At 62.0% G+C, this 24,343-nt stretch carries 9 protein-coding genes; 6 read left to right on the forward strand and 3 right to left on the reverse strand.

The annotated features are described in order from the left end of the window. The first annotated feature begins 3 nt into the window (after positions 1-3). From ACSION_RS02120 to ACSION_RS02140, 5 genes are all read left to right on the forward strand, one after another. Positions 4-3,723, forward strand: coding sequence for a hypothetical protein (locus ACSION_RS02120; protein ID WP_435304649.1), 3,720 nt, complete (start codon positions 4-6; stop codon positions 3,721-3,723). 205 nt (positions 3,724-3,928) lie between these two features. Then, on the forward strand, positions 3,929-5,341 hold the full coding sequence (locus ACSION_RS02125; RefSeq protein WP_435304650.1) for a prealbumin-like fold domain-containing protein: 1,413 nt from the start codon (positions 3,929-3,931) through the stop codon (positions 5,339-5,341). Between the two features lie 507 nt (positions 5,342-5,848). Beyond that, the gene (locus ACSION_RS02130) at positions 5,849-9,406 is read left to right on the forward strand and encodes a beta strand repeat-containing protein (RefSeq protein ID WP_435304651.1); all 3,558 of its coding nucleotides are present in this window, start codon (positions 5,849-5,851) and stop codon (positions 9,404-9,406) included. Positions 9,407-9,598: 192 nt separating this feature from the next. Further along, positions 9,599-10,096 (forward strand): hypothetical protein, encoded by a 498-nt coding sequence (locus ACSION_RS02135; RefSeq protein ID WP_435304652.1) that lies wholly within the window; start codon positions 9,599-9,601, stop codon positions 10,094-10,096. Positions 10,097-10,240: 144 nt separating this feature from the next. Further along, positions 10,241-12,409 (forward strand): prealbumin-like fold domain-containing protein, encoded by a 2,169-nt coding sequence (locus ACSION_RS02140; protein ID WP_435304653.1) that lies wholly within the window; start codon positions 10,241-10,243, stop codon positions 12,407-12,409. Positions 12,410-12,411: 2 nt separating this feature from the next. Here ACSION_RS02140 and ACSION_RS02145 read toward each other — a convergent pair whose 3' ends face one another. Beyond that, positions 12,412-15,075, reverse strand: a complete 2,664-nt coding sequence (locus ACSION_RS02145; RefSeq protein WP_435304654.1) for a protein kinase domain-containing protein — start codon at positions 15,073-15,075, stop codon at positions 12,412-12,414. A gap of 456 nt (positions 15,076-15,531) precedes the next feature. On the opposite strand from ACSION_RS02145, the gene ACSION_RS02150 reads away from it, so the two are divergent. Next, positions 15,532-21,690 (forward strand): hypothetical protein, encoded by a 6,159-nt coding sequence (locus ACSION_RS02150; RefSeq protein ID WP_435304655.1) that lies wholly within the window; start codon positions 15,532-15,534, stop codon positions 21,688-21,690. Here ACSION_RS02150 and ACSION_RS02155 read toward each other — a convergent pair. Next, positions 21,666-23,741, reverse strand: a complete 2,076-nt coding sequence (locus ACSION_RS02155; RefSeq protein ID WP_435304656.1) for a TonB-dependent receptor plug domain-containing protein — start codon at positions 23,739-23,741, stop codon at positions 21,666-21,668. The genes ACSION_RS02150 and ACSION_RS02155 overlap by 25 nt on opposite strands. 109 nt (positions 23,742-23,850) lie before the next feature. Further along, positions 23,851-24,264, reverse strand: coding sequence for a MerR family transcriptional regulator (locus tag ACSION_RS02160; RefSeq protein ID WP_185894573.1), 414 nt, complete (start codon positions 24,262-24,264; stop codon positions 23,851-23,853). Positions 24,265-24,343 lie beyond the last annotated feature (79 nt).

Here is a 24,343-nt window from a genome sequence, read left to right on the forward strand (position 1 = left end):
ATCATGAAGAAGCGTATGAAGATGAAGCTGCTGGATTACACGCTGATCAGCCTGCTGGCAGGCGTGGCGCCCATGGCCGCCGCGCAGAACGCGGCGGTTCCCTCGCAGGCGCAGCAGGATCGCGCCGAGGGCACCGCTGCGGCGGTCGACTGCGATGGCGAGCGCTGCACCGGCGAGGAAGGCCTGTTGTTCCGCTTGCGCACCCGCAGCTACGACAGGCCTGTGACGCAGGGCACGACCCAGGCCTCTTCCTCGGAAGCGCTGCAGCCCGACCGTCGGGTGACGGTGGCGATGGAACAACCCGGCAAGGCCACGGCGATGGGCAAGTTCTCCATCGACCTGCCCGGCGGTGGCGTGATCTGGGCTACCGAGGACCCGACGCTGGGTCAGCCCGAACTGTCGGTGTCGGCGCCTTCGATCGTACCCTTCGATGGCCAGCGCATCACCAAGCCGATCTCGTTCTACGTGCGCGGCAATTACCCGGCCTTCATCAAGCGCCTGGAAGTCACCCTGTACCGCAGTAGCGATGCCGACCTGATCGAACCGATCGCGACGATCCCCCTGGATGTGGCCGGTGTCACCCGCGCCGACTGGGACGGCGCGCTCCCGGCGCGGTATCCGTTCCGGAAGGGCGATGAGCTGGTGTATGTGCTGCGCGCGTACGACGGTGATTCGCGTTTCGATGAAACCCATCCGCGTACTTTGCAGCTCGTTTCACCGGAAGAAGCCGAGCGCGGTGCGGACCTGCTGCGGAGCAGCGTCGAGCGCACGATGGGGAGCGCACTGACCTCGGCCCAGGCGGAAAGCCAGAGCCTGATCGACCGCGCCTTCGCCGAAAACGGCCTGCGTCAGCAGAACATCCCGATGTACGGGTCGCGCATCCGCATCCAGGGTCGCAATCTGCCGCCCGATGTCGCGCTGAAGATCAACGGCGAAGACTACCCGGTCGACCAGGAACGCAAGTTCGTTGCCGAATACCTGGTCCCGGTGGGGCGCCATAGGTTCGATATCGGCCTGGGCGGGCAAGGTGACGAAGCCGCGCCAAATGCCGCGCATACGCTGGACATCGACGTCACTGGGCGATATTTCTTCGGCGTCGGTCTGGCAGACGTGACGATCGCGCAGAACAAGGCCAGCGGCTCGGCCGCGCCGTTCGCCAACGACGTGAACTACCAGGATGACGTGATCAGCGATGGTCGCCTGGCGTTCTACGGCAAGGCGAAGCTGCGCGGGAAGTATCTGGTCACTGCACAAGCGGACACCACACAACGCGACTTGGACCGGCTGTTCAATGGGTTCACCCAAGCCGATCCGCAGGACATATTCCGCCGACTGGACCCGGATCTCTACTATCCGGTATACGGCGACGACTCCACGACGTACCGCGACGTGGACACCATGGGCCGGTTCTATCTGCGTGTGGACTGGGACAAGAACCAGGCGCTGTGGGGCAACTATTCCACCGGCATCACCGGCACCGAGTACGCCCAGTACCAGCGCTCTCTGTACGGCGCGGCGCTGAACTGGCGCTCGCTCGCCACCAATCGCTGGGGCGATCCGGGGACGGAGCTGCGTGCGTTCGGCTCGCAGGCCGAAACCGCGCCCGGCCACAACGAATTCATCGGCACCGGGGGCAGCCTGTACTACCTGCGGCATACCGACCTGTTGCCGGGCTCGGATATCGTGACGCTGGAAGTGCGGGACCTGACCACGGGGCGGGTCGAGAACAGGATTGTTCTGCAGCGTGGCGCGGACTACGAGATCGACGAACTTCAGGGCCGCATCCTGTTGACGCGACCCTTGGCGCAAATCACCCGCGAGAACATCCCCACACTGACACGCGATGCCCCGCTCGACGGGTTCGAGCAGCGTCTGCTGGTGGACTACGAATGGGTGCCGTCGGGTTTCGATGCCGACGATGTCAGTGCCGGCTTCCGCGGCAAGCACTGGTTCGGCAACCATATCGGTGTGGGCGCGACGTATGTGCAGGAGAACCGTGCGGGCGAGGACTACACGCTCGCTGCTGGCGATCTGACGTTGCAGGCCGGCAAGGGGACCTACGTCAAGGCCGAGTACGCGCAGACGGAGTCCTTTGGCTCCCCGGTGTTCTTCTCCGACAACGGTGGCCTGAGTTTCATCCAGCAGAACGATACGTCCCTGTACCGAGAAGGCGAGGCAAAATCAATCGAGGCGCGCGCCAACTTCAAGGAGCTGGGGTGGACTACGCAGGATTGGAGCGCAGGCGCGTGGTGGCGTAACACCAGCGCCGGGTACTCGATCTCACGCTACGACATGGGTCGTCCGGTAACGGAATACGGCGCGGAGTTGCTGGGCCAGTTCACGCCCAGCCTGGGTGTTTATGCGCGCTATACCCGTGCGGAGAGCGGTGCGGAGTCGCTGACGCAGGCGCAGGCTACGCTCGAGTGGCGCATCGACGATAGCAGCACGTTCAGTGCCGAGGTCCGTCGCGTGGATACAGAAGGCGCGTCCAGCGATGCCGTCGGCACGCTCGGCGCGTTGAAGTACCTGCATCGCTTCGGCAGCACGCTGGAGCTGTACGGACTCGCCCAGCTCACGCTGGATGACGATGGCGGGCAATACGCCGGCAACGATGCGTTCACGCTAGGGGGGAAGTACCTCTACGGCGACAACTCGTCCGTGGGTGCCGAACTGACGACGGGTGATCGCGGCGAAGCGGCGACCGTCAATGCCGAGCACCGCCTGACCGCGGAGCACTCGGTCTATGGCGCCTACACGTACTCGACGGATACGACAACGTACGACTCGCTGTTTACGCGCAATGCCCAGAACGGCTGGACGCTGGGTCAGCGCTGGCGCCTATCCAATCAGGTCAATCTCTACAACGAAAGTCAGTTCCTGAAGGAGCCCAGCCAGTCGGGCTTGGCGCATACCTTCGGCATGGATTTCTATCCCGCGCAGGGATGGAACATGGGTTTCACGCTGTCCGACGGCGAGCTGACCAATACCACGGGCGGCAATGTCGATCGCCGTGCCATCAGTATCTCCGGGGGTCGCACTTCGCCGGACACCGACTGGCAGAGCAAACTGGAATGGCGCGAGGATCGCGGTGCGGAGCAGCGCGAGCAGTGGGTCAGTACCAATCGTCTGACACACAAGATCAACGAGAGCTGGCGGATTGCCGCGCGCGTGAACTATGCGGACACCGAAGACGAGCTCAACCCGTTGGCCAGCGCGAAGTTCATCGAAGGCAACCTCGGCTTCGCCTACCGTCCATGGAACAACCAGCGATGGGGTCTGTTCGGCCGCTATACCTATCTGTACGACCTGGCCACGCTGGGCCAGCTGGGTGGCGCGGATTACGACCAGAAGTCGCAGATCCTGTCGTTCGAAGGCGTGTACAAGCTCGACCAGCACTGGGAGTTCGCCGGCAAGGTGGCGCGCCGCGAAGGCGAAGTCCGGATGGGCCGCGGTACGGGTGTGTGGCTGGATTCCGCCACCACGTTCGCGGCCGCCCAGGTCCGTTACGACCTGCGCACGCAATGGCATGCACTGGCTGAGTATCGTTGGCAGGATGTCGAGGACGGCGGCAGCAAACAAGGCGTCCTGCTGGGCCTCGATCGCGACCTCAACAAGAACTTCCGCATCGGCGTGGGCTACAACTTCACCGAATTCAGTGACGACCTGACGGACTTCGATTACGACCACGAGGGCTGGTTCCTGAACCTCGTGGGTACGTACTGATGCTTATCGAAGCGGCCGATGCCGTCAGTGTCGTCTCTTGCCGTGCTGCGGCGGCAGCGTCGTCGCAGTAAATGGCGGGTACCAGGCTTTTCGAGGCGGCCTCCGCCGTCGTCGGTAAGCCGTGTCCCGGGGCCTCAAAAGGGAAGCCACACGGTCTTGGTCGAAAGGGGTGGAGCTCCAATAGCCGTAACGCAGTTGGGAACTGATGAAAATGAACAGCATGGCGAAGCTCGCACAGCGAGCAATGATGAGAGGACTGCAGTGCTCGGAGGGTATCCGCTCGCGCCGAGCGGCAGATGTCGAGATGCGCGGAACTGCGACATGGTTGATCGCGCTGGTCCTTCTGATGGTTGCAAGTCCGGCACTGGCCATCGAAACACTTGATTTCGGCACCTTCACCAGCGCTAACCTGCAAACGACTCCGATCAACGCGAACGTCGGAGGCATCACAGCCACGGTAACGGCCACCAATTCAGGTGGGCCGTGGGATAGTGCCCCGGAGCTGCGCACTAACATCGCAGGACCCAACGGAACAACCGGCGTGGTGCTCATGCGGATGGACGCCGCTGTTAACTCCACGTTGCCATGGACGCAGGTGACTTTCACGTTCTCACGTCCTGTGACCAGCCTTACCTTCAATGTCGGCGATATCGATGGCGGTCCAAACTACGAGTGGAACGATCGCATCGTGTTCGACTCTGTGCCAGCGATGACGCCCACAGTAGTGACGCTTGGATCGCAGCTGACCTGGAACGCATCGACACGCACGGCGCAGTCCGTGGCCAATACCAACTCGAACACGATCGACTCCAACATCCGTATCCGTTTTCCGCAACCGGTGACACAGGTCAGCGTTCGCTATGTCGCGGCTCCTGTCGCCAATGGCGGCGGTGACGGCCCGAACCAGCAGTCGGTTGGCATCGACGATCTGACATGGGACTCCGGCGTGGTCAGAGTGAACAAATCCACCTCCCCCGACTTCGGTGGCCCGTTCTCGTTCGCGCAGACGAATTTGCTGAGCAGCCCTGCCAGCATCACGACGACAGCTGCCAACACCCCGACGCCTGCCAGTCCGACCGCACACGAAATCAATGGCCCGGGCACCAATGTCACGCTGACCGAGACGCTGCCCGCAGGCTGGATCCTCAATTCGGTCAGTTGCACGGATGCCAACAGTGCCGTCACCGGCAATTCGGGCGCGTTGGGTTCGTTGTCGGGCAGTACGGTGACATTGAATGCATCCAACTTGGTGCTGTCGGGCGCCAACATCACGTGCACGTTTGCCAACGGACGGCAGCAGACAGATATCCAGGTCGTCAAGACCGCAGCGCCCAATCCTGTGCTGAGCGGTGATGTAGTGAGTTACAGCCTGGTGGTGACAAACAACGGTCCATTGACGGCGAACAATGTCGTGTTGACCGACACCCCAAATGCCGGCCAGAACTGCAGTGTTCCATCCACAAGCGCGACATGCACGGCCACGGGTGGCGCCAGCTGCCCGTCGGCGACTGTTCCGGTAAGCAGCCTGACAGGTGGCGGCATCACCATCCCGGTGCTGCCAGTCGGTGGACAGGTGACCCTGGCGCTCCAATGCACGATCAGTGCCAATGGCTTGTAACCCAGGCGTGCTCGCATAAGCGATGAATGGTCCATCCGGTGAGCGGCCATTAGCGCACTCCCTTAGGGCGCGTGACTCTGGCGATCCGCTCTGTATCGCTCCCTGTCCTAACATGAGGCCGCTCTACGATCCGACTGTTCGATATGACAACCCGCCTGGCCGGGTTGTCGTTTTTCTTACGAACTGAAGGAATTCCGGATGGACACTTTGCTGAACGGCCATGGTGGCGATACCAGGGCTGGGCGCGCCGCTATGTGGCCGGTACGGAATCAGCGTGCCGGAGAAGCCGAACGGGGAGGCTCGTCGCTTCACGGTGGGCTGCCGGAAGTAACTGGCGTTACAAAATTGAGTGAAACAATCTGCGCGGATGTACGTGGCCTACACTCGCCGCGGAAGCAACACGAGAGAGGGTCTTCCGTGTGCCGCGCAAATCATCTTGATCTGGGCTGGGGGCGGCCCTTGGGCCGAGTGGCTGCACGCGCACTGGGGGCCTTATCGCTGTGCACGTTGCTGCTGCCGTTTCCACTGTTTGCGCAGGATGCTCCAGGGGGTGTCTCTTCTGGACTGAGCGCCTGGTATGACGCGGGGACGGGCATTCCCCAAGGCACCACCAACGTCACAGCGAACTGGACGCAGCGCGGCGGAAGCGCCGGCGAGTCTCCTCTGACACGCCAAGGTAACAATGGCACCATCGATACGGTGAGTGGCGCCTTCAATTTCAATCCGGCATTGGAGTTCAAGAATCCAACGTTCGATGGCTTCGGTCGCATGTATGGCGGGCCTTCGACTCGTGACCGCGAGTGGATTACGCCCAACAGCGCAGGTTCGGCATTCGGTGTAGGTGTCATCAGCGACCAGGTGTCTTCTCTCGCGCGTGGCTCCGGTTCCACATGTGGCTCCGATGCTGGTCGCTGCAACGTGGGTTTCCGCCCAGACGCTGGCGGCGGGACCAACTTTGGCGGCAACCCCTCCGGCACGCCTTACGCGAATGGCGTTGGAAATGTGGGACCAACGGCAAACATCTATGGCCTGTGGGCGAGTGTCGGCGTTGGCCAGCACCGCAATACCCGCAACGGCTGGACTGCAACGGGCGAAGGTGTCACGAAGCAGATAGCGTCCGACTATCAATTCCGCATCGGCAGCTTCCCGGGCTTCACCTACAACGGGCGCATTGCGGAAGTGTTCTATTACAACCGCAAGCTTACGGAAGCCGAAGCGCAGCGTATCTCCACCTATCTTGGCGTCAAGTATGGCGTGACCCTGGAGGGTGACGCTACCCGCAACAACACGACCAACTACGATTACATCAGCTCCACGGGCGTTGTCGTCTGGGACGGCACCGGAACAACGACCGTCAACGCTTATCACCGCAACGTGTTCGGCTTGGGTCGCGATAGCGCGTTGGATCAGCGCATTGGTACCAACATCAATGATTCCGGCCCCATCGGCACCTACCCGCTCGATATCCTCACGATGGCGACGGGCACGCTTGCGTCTCCCGCGCAGTTCACAGCAACCCATCAGAGCACGGGTACTCAGCTCTCGCAGGGGCAGTACCTGATGGTGGGTAACAACAATGCCAGTACAACGGCAGTGACCAGTACCGCTGTATCCGGCGTTTCGACGTCACTCGACAATGGCACTTGGTCGAGGTTGAACAGGTTGTGGCGCGTCCAGAACACGGGATCCGTCGGCACAGTGAGCCTGCTTTTCAATGTGCCGGCAGCGGGCGTGACGGCGTTGGGCGGCAATCTCAACAAGGTTGTTCTGCTGGTCGATAACGACGGGAATTACACCAACGGAGGCACGCGCGTCGTCACCAGCGGCCGCAGTGTGTCTGGCACCCAGATAAGCTTCAATGTAGCGCTTGCGGATGGCGAGATATTCACGCTGGCCAGCAGCACGGAGATATTGACGCTAATCAAGACCACGGTGCAGGCGGCGGGTACCTACACCTTTTCGCTGACGGGCACCACGCAGTCGTCAGGCAGCGTGATCATGGCGGCCAGCGCGACGACGACGGTCGATGGCAATACCGGTATCGCAGGAACGCAGAGCTTCGCCATCTCATCGGCGGGAACTGCCGTGACCATCACCGAAGGGGTGCTGCCAGCCGGCGTCAACCTCGCGGGTATGACGTGCACCAACGCGACATCCGGCGCGACGTTCTCCCCGGTCTACGACGTTGCGGCCCGCAGCGTCAGCATTCCGGGGTCTTCCGTCAACGCGGGCGCCAACATCACATGTACGTACACCAACGCGGTCACGCAGCCAGATTTCGGCACCTGCGACGGCCGCATGTACCTGTCGATCACGAATTCGAGCCCGACGCCGGACCAGACCACGCTACACAACATCAACTACGCGACCAATCCGTTTACGCTGCCGGTGCTTGGTGTCGGTTCGATTGCCTACAACGCGATCGGCTACAACCCGCTGGACAACTATCTCTATGGCATAGAGAACGATGCCTTCAGCGGCAACGAGTTGCTCAGGATCGGTAGCGATGGCAGCACGCTCAATCTGGGAACCATCACGCTCAGTACCGGCGGCAATCTGCTCGATGCTTCGTACTATGCCGGCGCGATCTCGCCCACAGGTGATTACTACACGATCTCTGCCGGCTCGGTCAGCAGCAGGTTGTACCGCGTCAACCTGAGTACGCGCGTGGCAACCCTGATCTCCCTCTCGCAGGCCATCAATGTACAGGACTTCGTGTGGGTGAACGGGCTCTTGTACACCGTCGAAAGTGGGCAACTCCTGAGCATCGATCCTGTCACAGGGGCCGTCACCACCATCGGCTCCACGGGTGCTCTGTCGTCTGCCTTCGCCCTGTGGGGGTCTCCCACCGGTCTGTTCGGTTGGAGTGGCTCGTCAAGTTTCTACAAGATCGACCTGGCAACGGGACAAACCACGGTCATATCCACGATGCCGACAGCTACGGGTGCCGATGGCGCGAACTGTCCCACGGCGCCCATCCTGTTCAGCACCGATGTCGCAGTCACCAAGACGAATACGCCCGCTCAGGGCGCCAACGACCTATCGGGTGACGGTTACACCCAGGGATCTGCGCGAACGTACTCCATCGTCGTGAGCAATATCGGACCGTTCGGTGTGCAGAACGCCACCGTCAGCGATCCCGTTCCCGCGGGTATCGATCCCGCCACCGTCAGCTGGACCTGCGGTTCTGCAACGGGCGGCGCGGTGTGCGGAGCGACGAGCGGTACGGGGGCACTCAACGACACAGGATTGGACCTGCCGCGCAATGCCACGGTGACGTATCAGCTGACAATGACGGTTCCCGCCGGCTTTACGGGTGACCTGGCCAACGTGGTCACAGTCTCTCTGCCATCGGGTACCACCGATACCAATCCCGCCAACAACTCAGCCACAGACGTCGATCAGGCAGTGCCGCGGTTGACGCTCCGCAAGATCAGCATCAACGGCGTGGACAGCTTCGGCTTCACCGGGACCAACGGCGTGGTCGCGCAGACCTTGGTCACCACGGTGGCCGGCACGCCTGTCAGCGGCGCGCCCCAGTCCCTGACGTCGGCCGGCACCTCCACCACGATTACCGAAAGCACGACCCCGGCGACCTATGGAGTAACGGATATCACCTGCACGGGCCTGGGCGCGGGCGGGACGGCGACACCGGATCTGGCCAACCGGACAGTGGTACTGGATGCGGCGGCCACCGTCGCCGGAAGCAGCATCGAGTGCACGTTCACCAACACGCTGCAGCAGACCGATATCCGGGTCGTGAAGACTGCTTCTCCCGATCCGGTCCTTAGTGGCCAGGTGGTGACTTACAGTCTGGTGGTGAGCAACAACGGTCCGCTGGCAGCCAGCAACGTGCTTCTGACGGACGTGGCTGGCGCCGGGCAAGACTGCACAACGCCGTCGGCCACGGCCACGTGTACGGCCAGCGGCGGAGCGACATGCCCTTCGGCCACGGTGCCGGTGAGCAGTCTGCTGGGGAGTGGTATCAGCATTCCCAGCTTGCCTGTGGGCGGGCAAGCCACCTTCACCTTGCAGTGCACGGTGACGGCGACCGGCAACCCTTGAAGCCAAGGCGCCGTCCGCGGGTTCTTCGCGATCCAACCCCACACCATCGCCAAGCAGAAGGAGTCGACGGCCTGAGCCGTCGATTCACATGTATGCGCGCGTTGTCCTTTTGTTGATCCCCGTCACGAATTCATGCAGACAGTGCGGGTGTGCCGCCCGCGCTACAACTCACATGAATCGAGGATCACACGCATGAATCTGTTTCGCAGCGCGGCAGCAGCATGGCTGATGGCCATGGCCGGCATGTCGGTGACGGCGGACGCACACGCAGAAGCCAGTTGCCAGTTCACCCAGGGCTACTGGCAGAACCGTGCGCAGAACGCAGGCGACCTGAGCACCGAGGTCTGGCTGGAACTTCGCTACCAGCCGTTCTATCTATCGGGGCTCACCTACCAGCAAGTCCTGCAAGAGCCGTCGCGTGGCAATGCTTACTGGATACTGGCCCACCAAGTGGTCGCCGCGCAGGCCAACTACGCGCTGGGTGCCCAGACCTCCCTCGCGATCGCGGATGCCCTGACGCGTTCAGGCCAACTGCTGGGCCAATACACTCCGGAGCAGATCGCCGCCCAGCCCAAGAGCAGCAGCCTGCGACAGGAGCTGATCGCACTTTCCCGCACGCTCGACGACTGGAACAACGGACTGATCGGCCCCGGTACGTGCACCGGCGGTGGCGGAGAGACCAACGGCTGATCAGCCAGTCCGCATCGCCAATGTTGATGTGCCCGACACAGGCTTGCGAACAGCACCCTGTCGGGCGTCCGGTCGCTGCTTCGCTCCATGCGGTGCAGCGACCGGACGGATTGGGCATCCATCGGAAGGAAAGATAGAGACCGCATGAAAAGCAGACGATTCGCCGGATGGGCGCTCGCGTTCGGGCTGGTTTCGAGCGGGAGCGTCACGACGCATGCGCAGACCGTGGCCTTCGATCATGGCGGCACCTCCACCGCGATCGGGGCCGGAGCCCCGGGAACGCCCTCCCTCAGCTTCAACGTGACGGCTGGGCAGAACCGCGTCGTCTTCATCACCGCGGCGTTCGAGCGCGATCACTGCACAACGGACACCTCGGAAGTCTCAGGCACGTGCATCGATGAAACTTCCGCCAACAGCAACTTCGCATCGCCCGCCTTCGTGGCTACGAATGGTGCGAATGTGCAGATCCAGTTCACCGTGACCGGCCCGGGTGGCTCGATGACGGTGACCAACCCGTTGGCGCCGCCGGCCGGCGACCTGCGGCTCGTCAACAATTTCTTCACCATAAGCAATGGTGGCGCCGACCGAGCGGCCTATTCGCAGGAGATGTACTTCACGGCGATCTACGAGTCTCAGCTGCGTACGTTGCTGGGCGGTGCCGGCAGCGGCACGCTCACGATCACGCTGCCCGACATCGATACACCGAACCGCGCCAGCGATGAGGCACTGCTATCGGCACTGCAGTTCAACCATGTCAGCCAGCTGGCTACCGGCGACCCCGGCACGGGCATCGTCCGGTCCCGCTTCACGTCCGGTACCGATTGCGGCACTGGATTGGCCTACCTGCCGGGGGTGAGCGCCCCGGGCACCTGGTCGTCGTGCCTGAACGGCTACGATGCCGGCCAGGCGCCGGTGAATGCGGGCGACGGCGTTCTGCTGGTGGGCTTCAACGGTTATGCGCGTAGCGGTCCTCTGGATTTCGCTACGGTGACCGGGTTTTCCGAAGTGCTGAATCCCTTCGTCGTCAATACCGACCCCAGCACGGCGGGCACAGCGGGTGCGCATTTTCTCGCGGCAACGGAATCGGACGGATTCAGCACGTCGTTCCAGTTCGCCAGTGGAACGCCGGCTGCGAACATCACCCTGCAGTCGCAAAACGGTTCGCTGACATCCGGCCAAAGCACGTCGGGTGGCATGGCGGCGAAGTTCACGCTGACGCGTGCCGCAGTCGACCTTTCGATCACCAAGACCAACACGCCCGGCACCAACGGAAACGTCGACCAGCCGAACGACACCCTCGTGCCGGGCGGCTCGACCACATACACCTTGGTGATCGCCAACACGTCGCTCAACTACGTCGATATGGCCACCCTGGTTGATCCGGCGAGCGCAGGCTTGGTCAAGACGGGCGTCGCGTGCGCCACAACCACCGGAGGTGCGGTGTGCCCGACCGCAGGTAGTGTCACGGTCGGCGCTCTGGAGAGTGCAGCGGGTATCGAAATCCCCACCCTGCCGCCGAACAGTACGGTGACGTTCACCGTTATCGCGACTGTCGCAGCCGGCGTCTCCCCAGTCGTGAACATGGCCACGATCCGTGCACCTACGGAGTACGTCGATCCGACGCCGGCCAACAACACGGCGACGGATAGCGATCCTGCGCTGACGCGGCTGACGCTGCGCAAGACCAGCCTCGGTGGTGTGGATAGCTTCGGTTTTTCCGGCACGAATGGCGTCGTGATCCAGACCGTCACCACTGCCACGCCGGGCACTCCGGTGGCAGGCGTGCCCCAGACGCTGACGGCGTCGGGTGTTGCCACCACCATTACCGAGAGTGCCTCGCCCGTGACCTACCGCGTCACCGACATCACTTGTACCGGCATCGGTGTGGGGGGAACCGTCACGCCGGATCTCGCGAACCGTGCGGTCTCGCTGAACGCCGTCGCGACGGCTGCCGGCAGCGACATCGTCTGCACGTTCACCAATACATTGCAGGAAGCGGACATCCAGGTCGTCAAGAGCGCCAATCCGGGCACGGTGGTCAGCGGCGATGTGGTGACTTACACAGTGACAGTAACCAACAACGGTCCGGTTGCCGCGAGCAACGTGCTGCTGACGGATACCGCGGGCGCGGGACAGACCTGCACAGCGCCCAGCGCGACGGCCACCTGCACCGCCTCCGGCGGCGCGACCTGCCCGTCGCCGACCGTTCCGGTGAGCAGCCTGCTGGGTACCGGCATCACGATTCCTGACCTGCCGGTGGGTGGCCGGGTCGACGTCACGGTGCAATGCGCGGTGACCGCGATCGGACAATAGCCTCAGGGGAGCGGCGCTTGCGGTGCGCCCACATCGTCCCCTGTTTCCACGGAGTCGCGCGCCGAGGGTCTCTTCATCAAGGCGCGCCGGATCTGGCGCGTGGTGAAGTGATCCGCGCCCAGGTGGCGCCTGGCTTCCACCAGTGCATCTTGCAACAGGCGTTCCGCTGTCTCGTCGTCCGCAGGCATGTCATGCGCCTTTACGTGCGCCCGCAGCCGAAGCGCCTGAGCGAGGGCCAGGCGAGCGGTCGGCGCGGGCCAATGCCGCTGCCGCGCTGTCTGCACGATCTCCTGCAGCAGTCCGATCGCATCGTCGACCTGGGGTGGGGAAGCGGTCAGAAGTTCGCCGGCCAGGACTTCCTTGGCTGCCAGGGTCGCCTCGTGGCGCGGGCCCAGCGTGTTCTCGAAAAGGGTTGTGGCTTCCCGTGCAAGACCGATGCGTTGCGTGGCATCCACTGTCGTGGGCGCGCGGGCCTCCAGCAGGCGCTGGCGCGCATACTCCGGGTGCCGGGTGCCGAAGCTGGCCGCGATGGCATCGTGCGATCGCTGCAAGGCGCCGGCGTCCACCGACATGGGCGCGGCCATGAGCGCGATCTCCAGTCTGAGCCTGAGGCTGCGGGACGTGTCCGGATGCGCCGCCCCCAGACGCTGGCGACGCGAGGCCAGCAAGGCATCAGCGATCCGAAGCGCTTCCTGCGGATGCCCTTCGTGCGCCAGCAGCGTCGCGAGCGCTTCGCGGGCGCTGTCCGCAGCGGCGGGAAGGTCGGCGCCAGCCAAGGCGACGGCGCCGCGCAGATCGCGTTCGGCATCTCGGAAATTCAGCAGTTGCGCATGCCATTGCCCACGCAGGGTCAGAAGATCGATGCGGATCGTGCGCGCGAGCGGCGCGGGCAGCCCGTCGGCCGCCGTGTCCGCGAATGCGAGGGCCTCGAAGGCTGCGGTGTGATCCGAAAGTCCCCAGTGCGCACGCGCGAGCTCGGTCAACAGGCTGAGCGATGTCAGGTCGGCCTTGTGTCGCGAGGCCGTGATCTGTTGCAGGCCCGCGAGCGCCACGTCCCGTGCATCGGCATACCGCGCCTGCAGATTGAGAAGCGTGGCGAGCGTGGCTTGAGTATCGGGGCGCAGCGCGGGCTCGTCCGCAAGTAGCGTGTTCGCTTCGTCCGCCAGCGCCAATGCATGCGGATAGTCGCCCAGCACCGCGTAACTGCGGGCCAGCGATACCAGTGCGCGTGCCTTGAGGGTGGGGCTGGACTGCAACGGCAGGCGACGCAGGTGGGCTTCGGTCTGGTCGAGCAGCTGGCGCGATGAAGGCCGGGTCTCGGCCAGCCCCGACAGCGTGGCGGCGCCGAGCGTGTCTTCGAACAGGGTGGAGACCGCTTGCATGTCGCGGTCCTCCTGCTGGTCGCGCAGGTGATACCAGGCGAACACACTTGCTGCCGTCAGCACGAATACCAGGGTTCCCGCTGCAATGGCGCTCGCGACAGCGTGGCGTTGGACGAAGCGTCGTGCCACGTAAAGACGCCCGCCTTTGCGCGCGACGACGGGCTTGCGTGAAAGCCAGTGCTGCAGGTCCGTGATCAAGGCGGCGACGCTTGGATAGCGATCCCCCGGCGCCAACGCGACGCATTTCAGCGCGATGGCATCCAGGTCTCCTCGTAACTGCTTGCGCAGCTGCGCGTTGTCGCGGCATCTGCGATGGGTGGCTACGCCCGCCCACGCGGCGTCGGCCAAGGAGGAGGGCGGTTGTGCCTTGATCGCCGGCAAGCGGGTGAAGCTGGCGTGCAAGGGAAGTAGCGGGCGCGGCCAGTTCGCCACGAACAACTGGTACATCATCACGCCGAGCGCATAGATTTCGCTGGCGACCGACGATGCTTCCCCCGCAAGTATTTCAGGGGCCGCATAGCCGTTGGATACGGCGATGCGCGGCGAGGCTGTGCCCTCGCCGCCATCGATGACGGCGGACAGGCCGAAATCGACGAGGTACACGCGACCGTCCTGAGCGACCAGCACGTTACCGGGCTTGATGTCCTGGTGCAGCACGCCACGGCTGTGCGCGTAGTGCAGCGCATCGCAAGCCTGCAACAGCAACTGCGTGCGTTCGGTGAGGGTCAGTGCCTGTTGGTCGGCCCACAGGTCGATCGACGTGCCCTGCACAAGCTGCATCGCGAACCAGGGGTGTCCGTCCGATTCGATGCCGCCATCGAGCAACGGCGCGATGTGCGGGTGGTCCAACTGCGCGAGGTGGTTGCGCTCGCGCATGAAGGCATCGATCAGCGACGGCGAAGAGATTTCGCTGCGGATGCACTTGAGCGCCACGCGCTTCTCGTACTGGCCGTCGGCACGGCTTGCCTCGTATACCGTCCCCATCCCGCCGGTCCCCAGCAGGCGGTCGATGCGCCACGGTCCCAGCCGATTGCCTACGCGACTGGAAGCGACGTCCCCTGACGCGTCCTCTTTATCGCCTGTGCCGGGCAACCCCAGCAGGTCGTCGAAGTCCATTTCTTCCAACGGATGATCCGCGGCGTCCGCCGCGAGCCAGCGGACGAGGACTTCATGGAGAGGGGGGTCCTCCACCGCCAGGCGTGCGAGCGCCGCGGCGCGGCGCGGCGTCGGCAGGTCGACGTAATCGTCGAACAGGGCAAGCGCACGGGCCTCTAGATCGGACATCGGCGAGGATCAGACGAAAGGGGAAAGCCGCGCGCGATCCGGCGTACCGGAGCCATCCGGGACGCCGTCGTTCGCGCCGACACGGGGGAAGATCGGAGCCTGGAAGCGTGAGCGGACATGCGTCCCATCGTGCGAGCGTAGCGTGCTTCGCAAAGGGAGGCATGGCGGCAGGAAGATGGCGCGCCCGGAGGGATTCGAACCCCCGACTGGCTTCGGAAGCCACAACCCAACGTATAGCTAGTAATACGTTAGATTGTCCAATCATCTGTCTTGTAGTTATAAGTTATTGACATATAAGCAATACATGAGGATCGGCTGCTCGTAGAGCGCGAGACCAAAGGTCAATCCAGATCAAATGAAGGCCGCCCTACTGTCCAAAAGACTGTCACACACTCTGGATTGATTCCTGAGTAATAGCTACCGTGAGCTACCCCATTCTTAGCACGGCAAGGCTGCATGCAATCGGCACTCAACTCGTCGGACTTTGACCCTGTTCGGGTGGCGGAGACATACCTAGAACTTGCCCCCAGTCACCGCCCATACGTAGCCGTACTGATTGAGCTCGCCAAAGTTGCTTGGGATGGTTCTTTGCCGGCACTCTTCTACCGAGACGTTGCCCGCTTGCTGAACACAGTGCCTTGGCTCGCCGACGGCTGGATCGACGCCGACGCCATCCATGCTCTGAGCAATCTCCCGATTACGGACGCCTGGCTGGAGAAAGATGCGGATTGGGCAGTGCCGCGCGGCATCTGGCGCCGGCGCTCAAAACTCGTGCAGCTCGAAGGACTTGTGCTCTTGGTCGCGCTCAGAGGGGGCGATGCGGCCAAAGTCCAGCTTGCGCGTGCGATCGATCTGATCGACCAAGGGCTTATCAGCGATCGACGAGGCACGGCCAAGAGGACCAAGCGCCGCCACCCGCTCAAAAACATCTTGCTTGAACTGGGCTGGCCTCAAGACATGGCGGGGCTGGCGAGAGCTCTCTCTCACGTGATTCCCAAGGTGCGGGTCTTGTACCCGGAGTTCGCGCAGTTCTTGTACGACGCCATCTATCCGCTTGTCACCGGCAGGACCTCCACGTGGTCCCCATCGGCGCACTCGGATGACTTCCTTGGCCTCGATAAGGACGAGTGCTGTGAAGATGAGATCGCAACGGAAATGCCGATGCTCGACTCTCAGCCAAGGGGCCTACGCGCGTTCAACGCGGCGGACTTGGTGAATGAGTTGGCAGTACTACTGGTGGAGTTGAGCAAAGACGAAAGGATCGCTGCCGCGTCACTTACACCTGTCTGGCGCGGAGAAAGTACTTGGGACTTTTACGATTCGATCTATCGGATATCACGTGTTGCGACTTGGCTGAGCCCGTTCCTACGGCAACGCGCAGATCTCTCCATGCTGCAATCAGTGAGCCAGTCAATTCATCGGATGAACCGACCCAGGGCTATTGCAAGGGTTAGGAGTTGGCGAGCGATAGAACGCATTGAGCCAACGACAGGGCCAAGTCCAAAGGCGTTGGTTGCGCCACCTAATGCAGATCGGCGACATGGAATCTTTCATCTACGCGGCCTGCTCGTGCTAGGCCGCTTTCGTGGAGTTGCTGAAACGAACGTCGACGCAGATCGGCAGCTTTGTGAGCTGATCTCCGATCTTGAGCGTGGTGCCCGTTTCCCGCTGCCAGACGACCTTATCGCGGACGGATTCCCTGATCAGCACCCGCTCGAGCCGATCTTGAATCGGATCGGGAAGCCCAAGTCGCTGGAAGCGCTAAGTGCCATCCTCCGCTCACTGCTTCCCGAGATATCACACATGAATCCGGCAGCTGGCCAGCTGCTCGGTGAGGTGTACCTGAACCTGTTGAGCGACGAACGCCCGGCGACAACTGGCGCGTCCGGTAGCCACCGATCCAAAAAGCGGCGCTCCGGCTTCAAGACGCGCCGCATTCATGTGCCTACACGCGAGCAAGCTCTTCCGGGCGAGTCCAAGGAAGAGGCGGAGCCGGGTCTCGTTGCTTTTCGCCGGTCGGAAGCCAGTAAACCAGGGACCAAGATCAAAGAAGAAATTCAGTGGGTTCACCAGAAGATTTGGGGCTCAAACCCTTTGCTGATTCGAGACCATATCGAGTCAGTTAGCGACGCAGAGATGCGTCTGATCATCAGAATCATCCAAAGGCGCGTAGATGCAGATCTAAAAGCCAACCGGCATGAATCTGTGCGCATCGGAATCGTCGCGGTGCTGACCGCGCTGACGGGCTGTGGGCCGACTACGTTCGCCCAAGCAGACAGTCGGCTTGGGCGTCGCCGGAACGGCAACTCGAGGCCTCGACTCTGCTTGAAGGAGGGAATCTTCGAGATGCCAGTTCTCCGTCCAGACGCTGCATTCAAGGCCACCCACGCAACCGCTTCCATGCTTGAAAAGACAGTGTCGGTCGTGAGCTTGTCGCTACCACCGAAACTATGTGAGTGGATCAACTCCTCGCTGGAGAGCAGCAACGATCCTTGGAAATGGAGGCAAGAAAACCTGCGTGCCGCGTTGAAAGAATATTTTGCCAGCGTCGAGGATGAGATAGGGTCTGGAATCAGCTTGGCGAGAGTGCGGAACTTCGCCAGAGCGCGCTTGCGTGAGGTCACCCGAGACACCAGCAAGACCATGCTGCTTTGCGGCGATACCTTTGGATTGTCGACGGCTCCCTTGTACTACGCCAATTTCCCACTGCAGGATCTTGATGCCTCATTCCGGCAGGCGATGTGGCCAGTACTCGGCGATGTGCACACTTCGGCGACCGACAAGGGCCCGGTCGAGTCAGGGCGTGTTGGATCGCAACTGCTTGTAACCGAGAATGCAGCACGTGAGCTTGCTCGCAGTCCGAGTGCGCCGATGAATGCTTCGGGGAAGGGTCGTTTGGAGGACCGTCGGCGGGTGCAGGACCATAACGCGCTCACCAACCACGTTCTCTGCATGCTGATGGCAGTGGGCGGGCACCGACCAACAGGAGCACTCCTGAAGCTGGGTCGATTCGACTTCGACATCGACCAGCCAGCGGCAATATTCAGTGATAAACAGTGCGATCCCGCGCATTTGTTTCGCTACGCGCCAACGGCTGACTTGATCGCTCAACAAGTTGCGCAGTACCTCCGCCATCTGCGAGGTCTTGTTCAGGAGATAGGAAACGAGCCCCTCTTGTCGCTGCGAGCGGGCCAGTCGCTATCGGGCGACGCACCCATCTTCTTTCACCTTGCTTGCGATGGCGCCCCGGTCGAGCTTGACATGGCATCTTGGCGAGCGACGCTTCCAAGCAATTGGAGTGCATTGCCGCTGAACTGGGGACGCACATGGTTGGCGAGTCGCGGGCGTGAAGCAAATATCGAGGCTGATCATCTTGCAATAGTCCTTGGCCACTTGGAGGCTACCGGATACCCGTACTCGCGTGAAAGTCCGCTCGAGCCCGCGCAACTCTCAAAAAAAGTCTCGGGCCCATTGGGCTCTTTGGCGCGCTCTGCAGGGTGGGTGCTGCGAAAAGGCCTGAATGCAGATGCCCCTCTTGACGAACTCCTCATGGAGGCGGGACCGCTGAGGAACTGGAGGTGCGAACGTCAAGAACTGGCGACACATATGAGACAGTTTCAGATTGAAGTTAACCAAACCCGCCGTTCGCAGGTACGCGCCAAGCGCGAAGAAGCTGAGCGGCTGGCGTGCACGATCATGAGGGAGACGATCTCCGCCGACATTCCCAGCCTGGATGAACTCGCCAAACTTCCGCCGCTGCCACAGACCCAAGACGCGGGGTCGGTGCCGCTCAATCATGGCATGCGGATTTCGCAAGACGAGTTGGAGGCTATTGAAAAGACAGTCGAGAATGCCGCTGGAACCGACAGGATTCTGGCTATCGCGGCGCAGAACTCCCTGTACCGGTACTTCAAACACGCCGTCAAACGGCTAGGTTGGGAGTGTCCCATCCCAAGTCCCTGGCTGGCTCCGCCCACGCAGGAACCCTCGCCGTTCTTTCCAGGCCTGTTTCGGGCAACGGTTCAGTTGCGCATACTGCGGGATCACTTCGGACGCATACCATCCCGACCCAGCGCGGGCACTGCGTTCACAGACTTCGAATGGGCTTGCGGCGTCTCGGCAATGGCGCTTTGCATCTTCTCGTTCGAAGATGATCCACTGCGCATGCGCCACATACTGTCAGCACGGGGGTCGATCACCAGCAGCAGCGCGATCGATGACCTGCTCCTGCTTACGACTGATGATCGCGCGCGGTCGGCGGGCGTCCGAAGCTTGGCTGCCGTAGCGCTCGCCCGACTACAGCGGGACCATCCAGCGGAGCCTCTGCCCGCACCAGAAAGGCTTGACGAAGTGCTGGCAGCACAGATGCCAAACGTGCTCGCGGGTTCCGCGGACGAACTTCTGGGGAGACTTTGCGCGACTGTTGAGATCGCAAATCGGGTTGAGCTGTCTGGACTTGCTCGTCTAGCCAATAGCAGTCTCTCCGGGTGCGCAAACATGACGGTCGCCCGCCAGAGACAGTTTTTGGAGGAGGGTTGGGGGGCGGTGGATTCCATGTCGTTGCCGTCCGAAAGAATGGACGATAGCGCCCAGATAAGGGGACGAAGGTCCAAGCCCAGTGAAGTGCATAGCGACTATCGTCGCTTGAGCGATGCGCTTTTCATCGGAATGGGGCCCAAAAAGTTCAGATTGACGGGAGAGTCACTATCGCAGGCGAACATTGGTGCATTTCGTGGACCACTTACGCGTGAGCTCCAAGCCCTTCTATCAGGAGAGAAGCTAAGCCCGATGGTGGCCTGCATCGCAACCTATGCGCTTCACATGACGGTGGTCGGCACGGCTGAAAAGAAGGAGCCCGCCTGGAGCACTGTCTACAAGTACATCACTTCATTCGGTTCGGAGCTGGTTGCTCAAGGACACGATGTTGACTTCATGGCCTTGGATGCTGACGAGTACTTGGATCTGTATCAGAGCGTGATCGATCGGAAAAGCACCAATCCTATCAAGGAGCTTGCCGCTCGCGAGCTGATCGCCTTCCACAACTACTTGCACGAACACCACGGTTTCGAATCCGTTGACTTCTCCGATCTGGAGGGCGTCATCATTGTTGGAGAGCATCAGGTTGATGCTGAGCTAGTGCAGCCGCAAGAGATGGTGCGAGGACTGGATCGAATGTCGGAACTAGCGTGGCCGACGGAAAAAGGGCGTAAGACTGACCCCGTTCTCACTCGGCTTAATCGGCAAACTCACGTATTCTCACTTCTGCTTCGGGCATCAGGCGCCCGCCACAACGAGGTGGCGGGCCTGAGGTTCAAAGATGTCCTGGCGAATCAAGAATCCACGCTTCTCATCTTGCGGCCATCTCGCTATCGTCGCCTTAAGACTTCGGCCGGTCGGCGCTCCATAGATGGATCCAGGAGGTTGACGCGTGCGCAGCGCCGGGTCATTAGCGAATGGATCGCCGCGGAGAAGGCACGTCTCGGGGATGGCTGGAGAAGTACTCTGCCCATCTTTGGTGCCTATGGCGACCCTAAGGTTCGCGTCGCGCCTGAGGACCTACGAAACAAGGCATTGGAGGCACTCGCTCCTGCGATTGGTGGTCGCTCGCGTGTGCATCGTGTTAGGCACTTGGTGGCCGGCGAAGACTTGTCATCGCTTTGGCTCTCAGATCAGGATTGGCGGGCGTTACGCGTATCACGCGCGCGAGCCCGAAGGATCGTCGTCGGCAGGCCTCGAACAGATCTGTCGCTACCAAGGGACATCCGAGAACAAGTAGTTCGATTTGGTCACCGTCGCAGTGCGACCACGATGCTCAACTATTTCCATATGTCGTGGATGACAAAGAGTCGGCCAACTGTGGCGCTGAAGGAGTTTGAGACGCGGCATGCTGCGGCCGTTGCACTTGGAGTATCGGTTGCTGGAGCCGACAAGATCCTGCAGCGGAAGAAATCAGTGCTCGATCGGGAGAAGTCACCCGTTTCTGCATGGATTCTTCATGCTGCAGGAGAGCGGGCGGCCACCCCGGGCAAGTCCGCCGTCGCGTTGCCAGAGCCGCCTGCGGATAAAGAAGCTAGCCCTCCCAGTGCCCGCTTAGTTGACCGTATGCTTCGGAGTATTCAACGCGGCATGCTATTCGAACAGGCCGTCTTAGCCTACGGGCTCAGTCGACACCAGGCTGACAGCTTGGCCCAAGCGATTGACGAGATCGAGAAGAGGACGGCATTCAGGTTCTTGCCGCATCCAAATCGCAAGGGGCGACCGCGCACTGTCAGGCAACTTGAGTCCGTACGGCCCGCAGAGCTGATCATGGACGTTCTGGATTCGGGCTCCGTCGTAGATCAAGTCTCATTGCGAGATCTCGCTCAAAGCCACTTGCTATGGGCAAACCGAAGCAAGCGTGATGAGCTCGTCTGGCCAGTCAGAGATGTGGATTGTATGACAGCGCTTCTAAATGAGATGGGTGTAGAGGAGTCGCGAGTACAGCGGTCCCTGGTGGCTGGTGAGGCTAGGTTCGAGAAGCTTATCGTGCTGCGAAGCGTCGAGAAAAATTCGACAATGAACCACGCTATCGCATGGGCACTCACCGTGGTCTACGCGACCTTGACGTTGCGCTGAGCTTGAGTCCGCTTCCGACCCAACGCAGACATCGCTCCTCCCATCCATGGCGGCTCCGCATCAGAACTTGATGCGGACACCACCATTGACGACGAATCCGTCCGTAGGCGCCCACGCATCCACGGTCCCTCGGCGCCACGCTGCGGCAGCGTCATGGGGTGATAGTCGGTCTGCCGGATGTTGAGGAGATTTTCCAGGTTCAAGAACAGGCTCACCTTGCCAAGGGTGATCTCGCCCAGCGCTCCCAGCTCGACATAGGGCCGCCCCGTGCGCCGGTAAGGATTCTCGTCGAGCGGCTGGGTGCCGGTGTAATAAGCCTCGATACCCACCCGGCCTCGACCGTGCTGCTCCCACATGGCTACAAGGCCGGCCGTGTGACGGGGTGTCAGGGGCACGCGCTGCCTTCCGGCGCCGTCTCCTTGCGGCTCTTTGGCGTCGGTGAACACGTAGCTGCCCGTGACCACGAAATCCTGCCAGCGATAACGCAATAGAAGTTCAGCGCCGCGTGTACGCGTCACCCCTGCGATATTGACCAACTGCACGCGTTCCGTGCCATCGGGGGCCGCTGCCGCAGGTGCAAGCCTCACTGCGTGATCGATGTCTGAGGCAAACAGGGCGACATTGGTCTCCCAAGGACCGCTGGCGTAGCCGACATCGAGCGAGGCCGTCTTTGCGGTCTCCGCCTTCAGTCCCTCCAATGGCGCCAGACGCGAGAGGCCAGCTGCCTCGATTTCTTCCACGAAAGGCGTGGGCCCGTAGAAGCCTTTGCCAACCGATGTCCGTAGCGTCCACTTGCCGGGCCGATACAGCAGAGAAAGGCGTGGACTCACGTGATCGCCATACTCGCTGTGGTCATCCCATCGTGCACTGCCGGACAGGATCAGGTCCTCGCGAAAGGACTGCTCTGCCTGCACGAAAACACCGGGCACGGTGTAGCGATGGTTGAACGCGGGAAAGGCCTGCGATTCAAAGCGATCCGTCTGCACGGCAGTTCCTGCGAGCCAGGTGGTGTCGCCGAAGCCCGAGGCATACGACACCTCAGCGAAGCCAGTCTGGTGCCGGTCGTCTTCCAGGACTTCGCCGAACCGGTGCAGGTGATCCGTCGACATCGCAGACGCACGGACCTGCAGACGATCTGTCTCGCGAACGGGAATTTCGATCACGGCGCCTGCGTCGTAACGCTCGGTGTCCTGCGTCAGCGGGAAAGGCTCGCCGTCAGGCATCAAAGCGCCCGGTGTCGTACCACCTATCCGGTCTTCCTTGGTCGCCCCGAAAGTGATGAGTGCTTTTGCGCCGTTCTCGGAGTTCCAGAAGAGGCGCGGCCTTACCGTCCATCGCTCGTATTCCGGCATGTCGATCCAGCCGTCGTCATCCAGATCCTGACGATCCTGCTCGTGATACCCGCCCACCAGCGAGTAGCTCCATGTATCGCTGATCAGTGCTGCCGTGTATGCGGTCGCGTCATAGCCCCCGCGGCTGGTGACGTTGAGCAACAGTTCGGCATCCCGCTCGTCGCGGGGCCGTCGGGTAATCAGATTGATGACGCCGCCCAAGGCGGCCGGTCCATAGAGTGCCGAGGCGCTGCCCTTGATGATCTCGACGCGCCCCAGATCGGTAGGCGGGATCTGCAGCAAACCGATGGAAGACGACTGGCCGCCATAGAGCGGCAGTCCATCTGCGAGCAACTGGGTGTACCGACCACGCAAGCCCTGGATGCGGATGTTGGAAGCGCCCAGCGCAGGGGACGTGCTCTGCACGCGGACACCGGCCGTCTCGGCGACCAGCATCGAGATGTTGCCCGGAGACATCAGCAACTTCTCTTCGATTTCTTCCCGGTTGATGACGTCGACCCGGATCGGCTCTTCGGACACCCTTCGTCCTGAGCGCGTCGATTCGACGATCACCGCATCCAGTTCCACCGCGTCTTCGTCATGGTGATCATGGTCGTCCGAATGGTTCTCCTGGGCGAACGCAGGAGGAACGCTGGCCAGGAGCAGGAGACTGACGGCTATCGCCAGAGGACGGAGGCGAAACGGACTACGTGGTGGCATCAAGGGCTTCCGAAGGCTTCGCCGGGATCGGCCGAAAGGGCGCCCTTTGTAAACCTTGGAGCTGCTACAGGGTCAACTGCCGGGCGGTGCGATGCTCCGCCCGTCCAGGTCAGTGGACGCTCTCGGGCGCATCCAGAGCGTCGAGGATGCGGCACTCCGCAATGTTCCCGCCCGGGCAACTGCTGATCATGCGGGCCAGCTCGTTTCGCAGCGCCTGCAGATCGCGGATCTTGCCCTCGATGTCTTCGACGTGGGATTTGACCACGTTGTCGACGGTCGAGCAGTCCGACTTCCCATGGCTGGAAAAGGCCATGAGCTCGCGGATCTGCTCGATGGAGAATCCCAGCTCGCGAGTCCTGCGGACGAACCTCAAACGTTGCGCGTCGGCCTCCGAATAAACGCGATAGTTACCCGCCGATCGCATCGGTGCCCCCAGCAGGCCGATCTTCTCGTAGTAGCGGATGGTCTCGGCCTTGGTGCCGGTCTGGTGCGCGAGCTCGCCGATGGTGAAGGTGGTAGACATTGCTTGACCTTGTAGTGGCTACAGGGTTGATAAGGGTTCCCCGAATCGAAATCAAGCCGTCTCTGACCAGTTCATGCAG

Origin of the sequence: Pseudoxanthomonas sp. LjRoot125, assembly GCF_964252705.1 — a bacterium.
In the GTDB taxonomy this organism is placed as follows: Bacteria; Pseudomonadota; Gammaproteobacteria; order Xanthomonadales; family Xanthomonadaceae; genus Pseudoxanthomonas_A.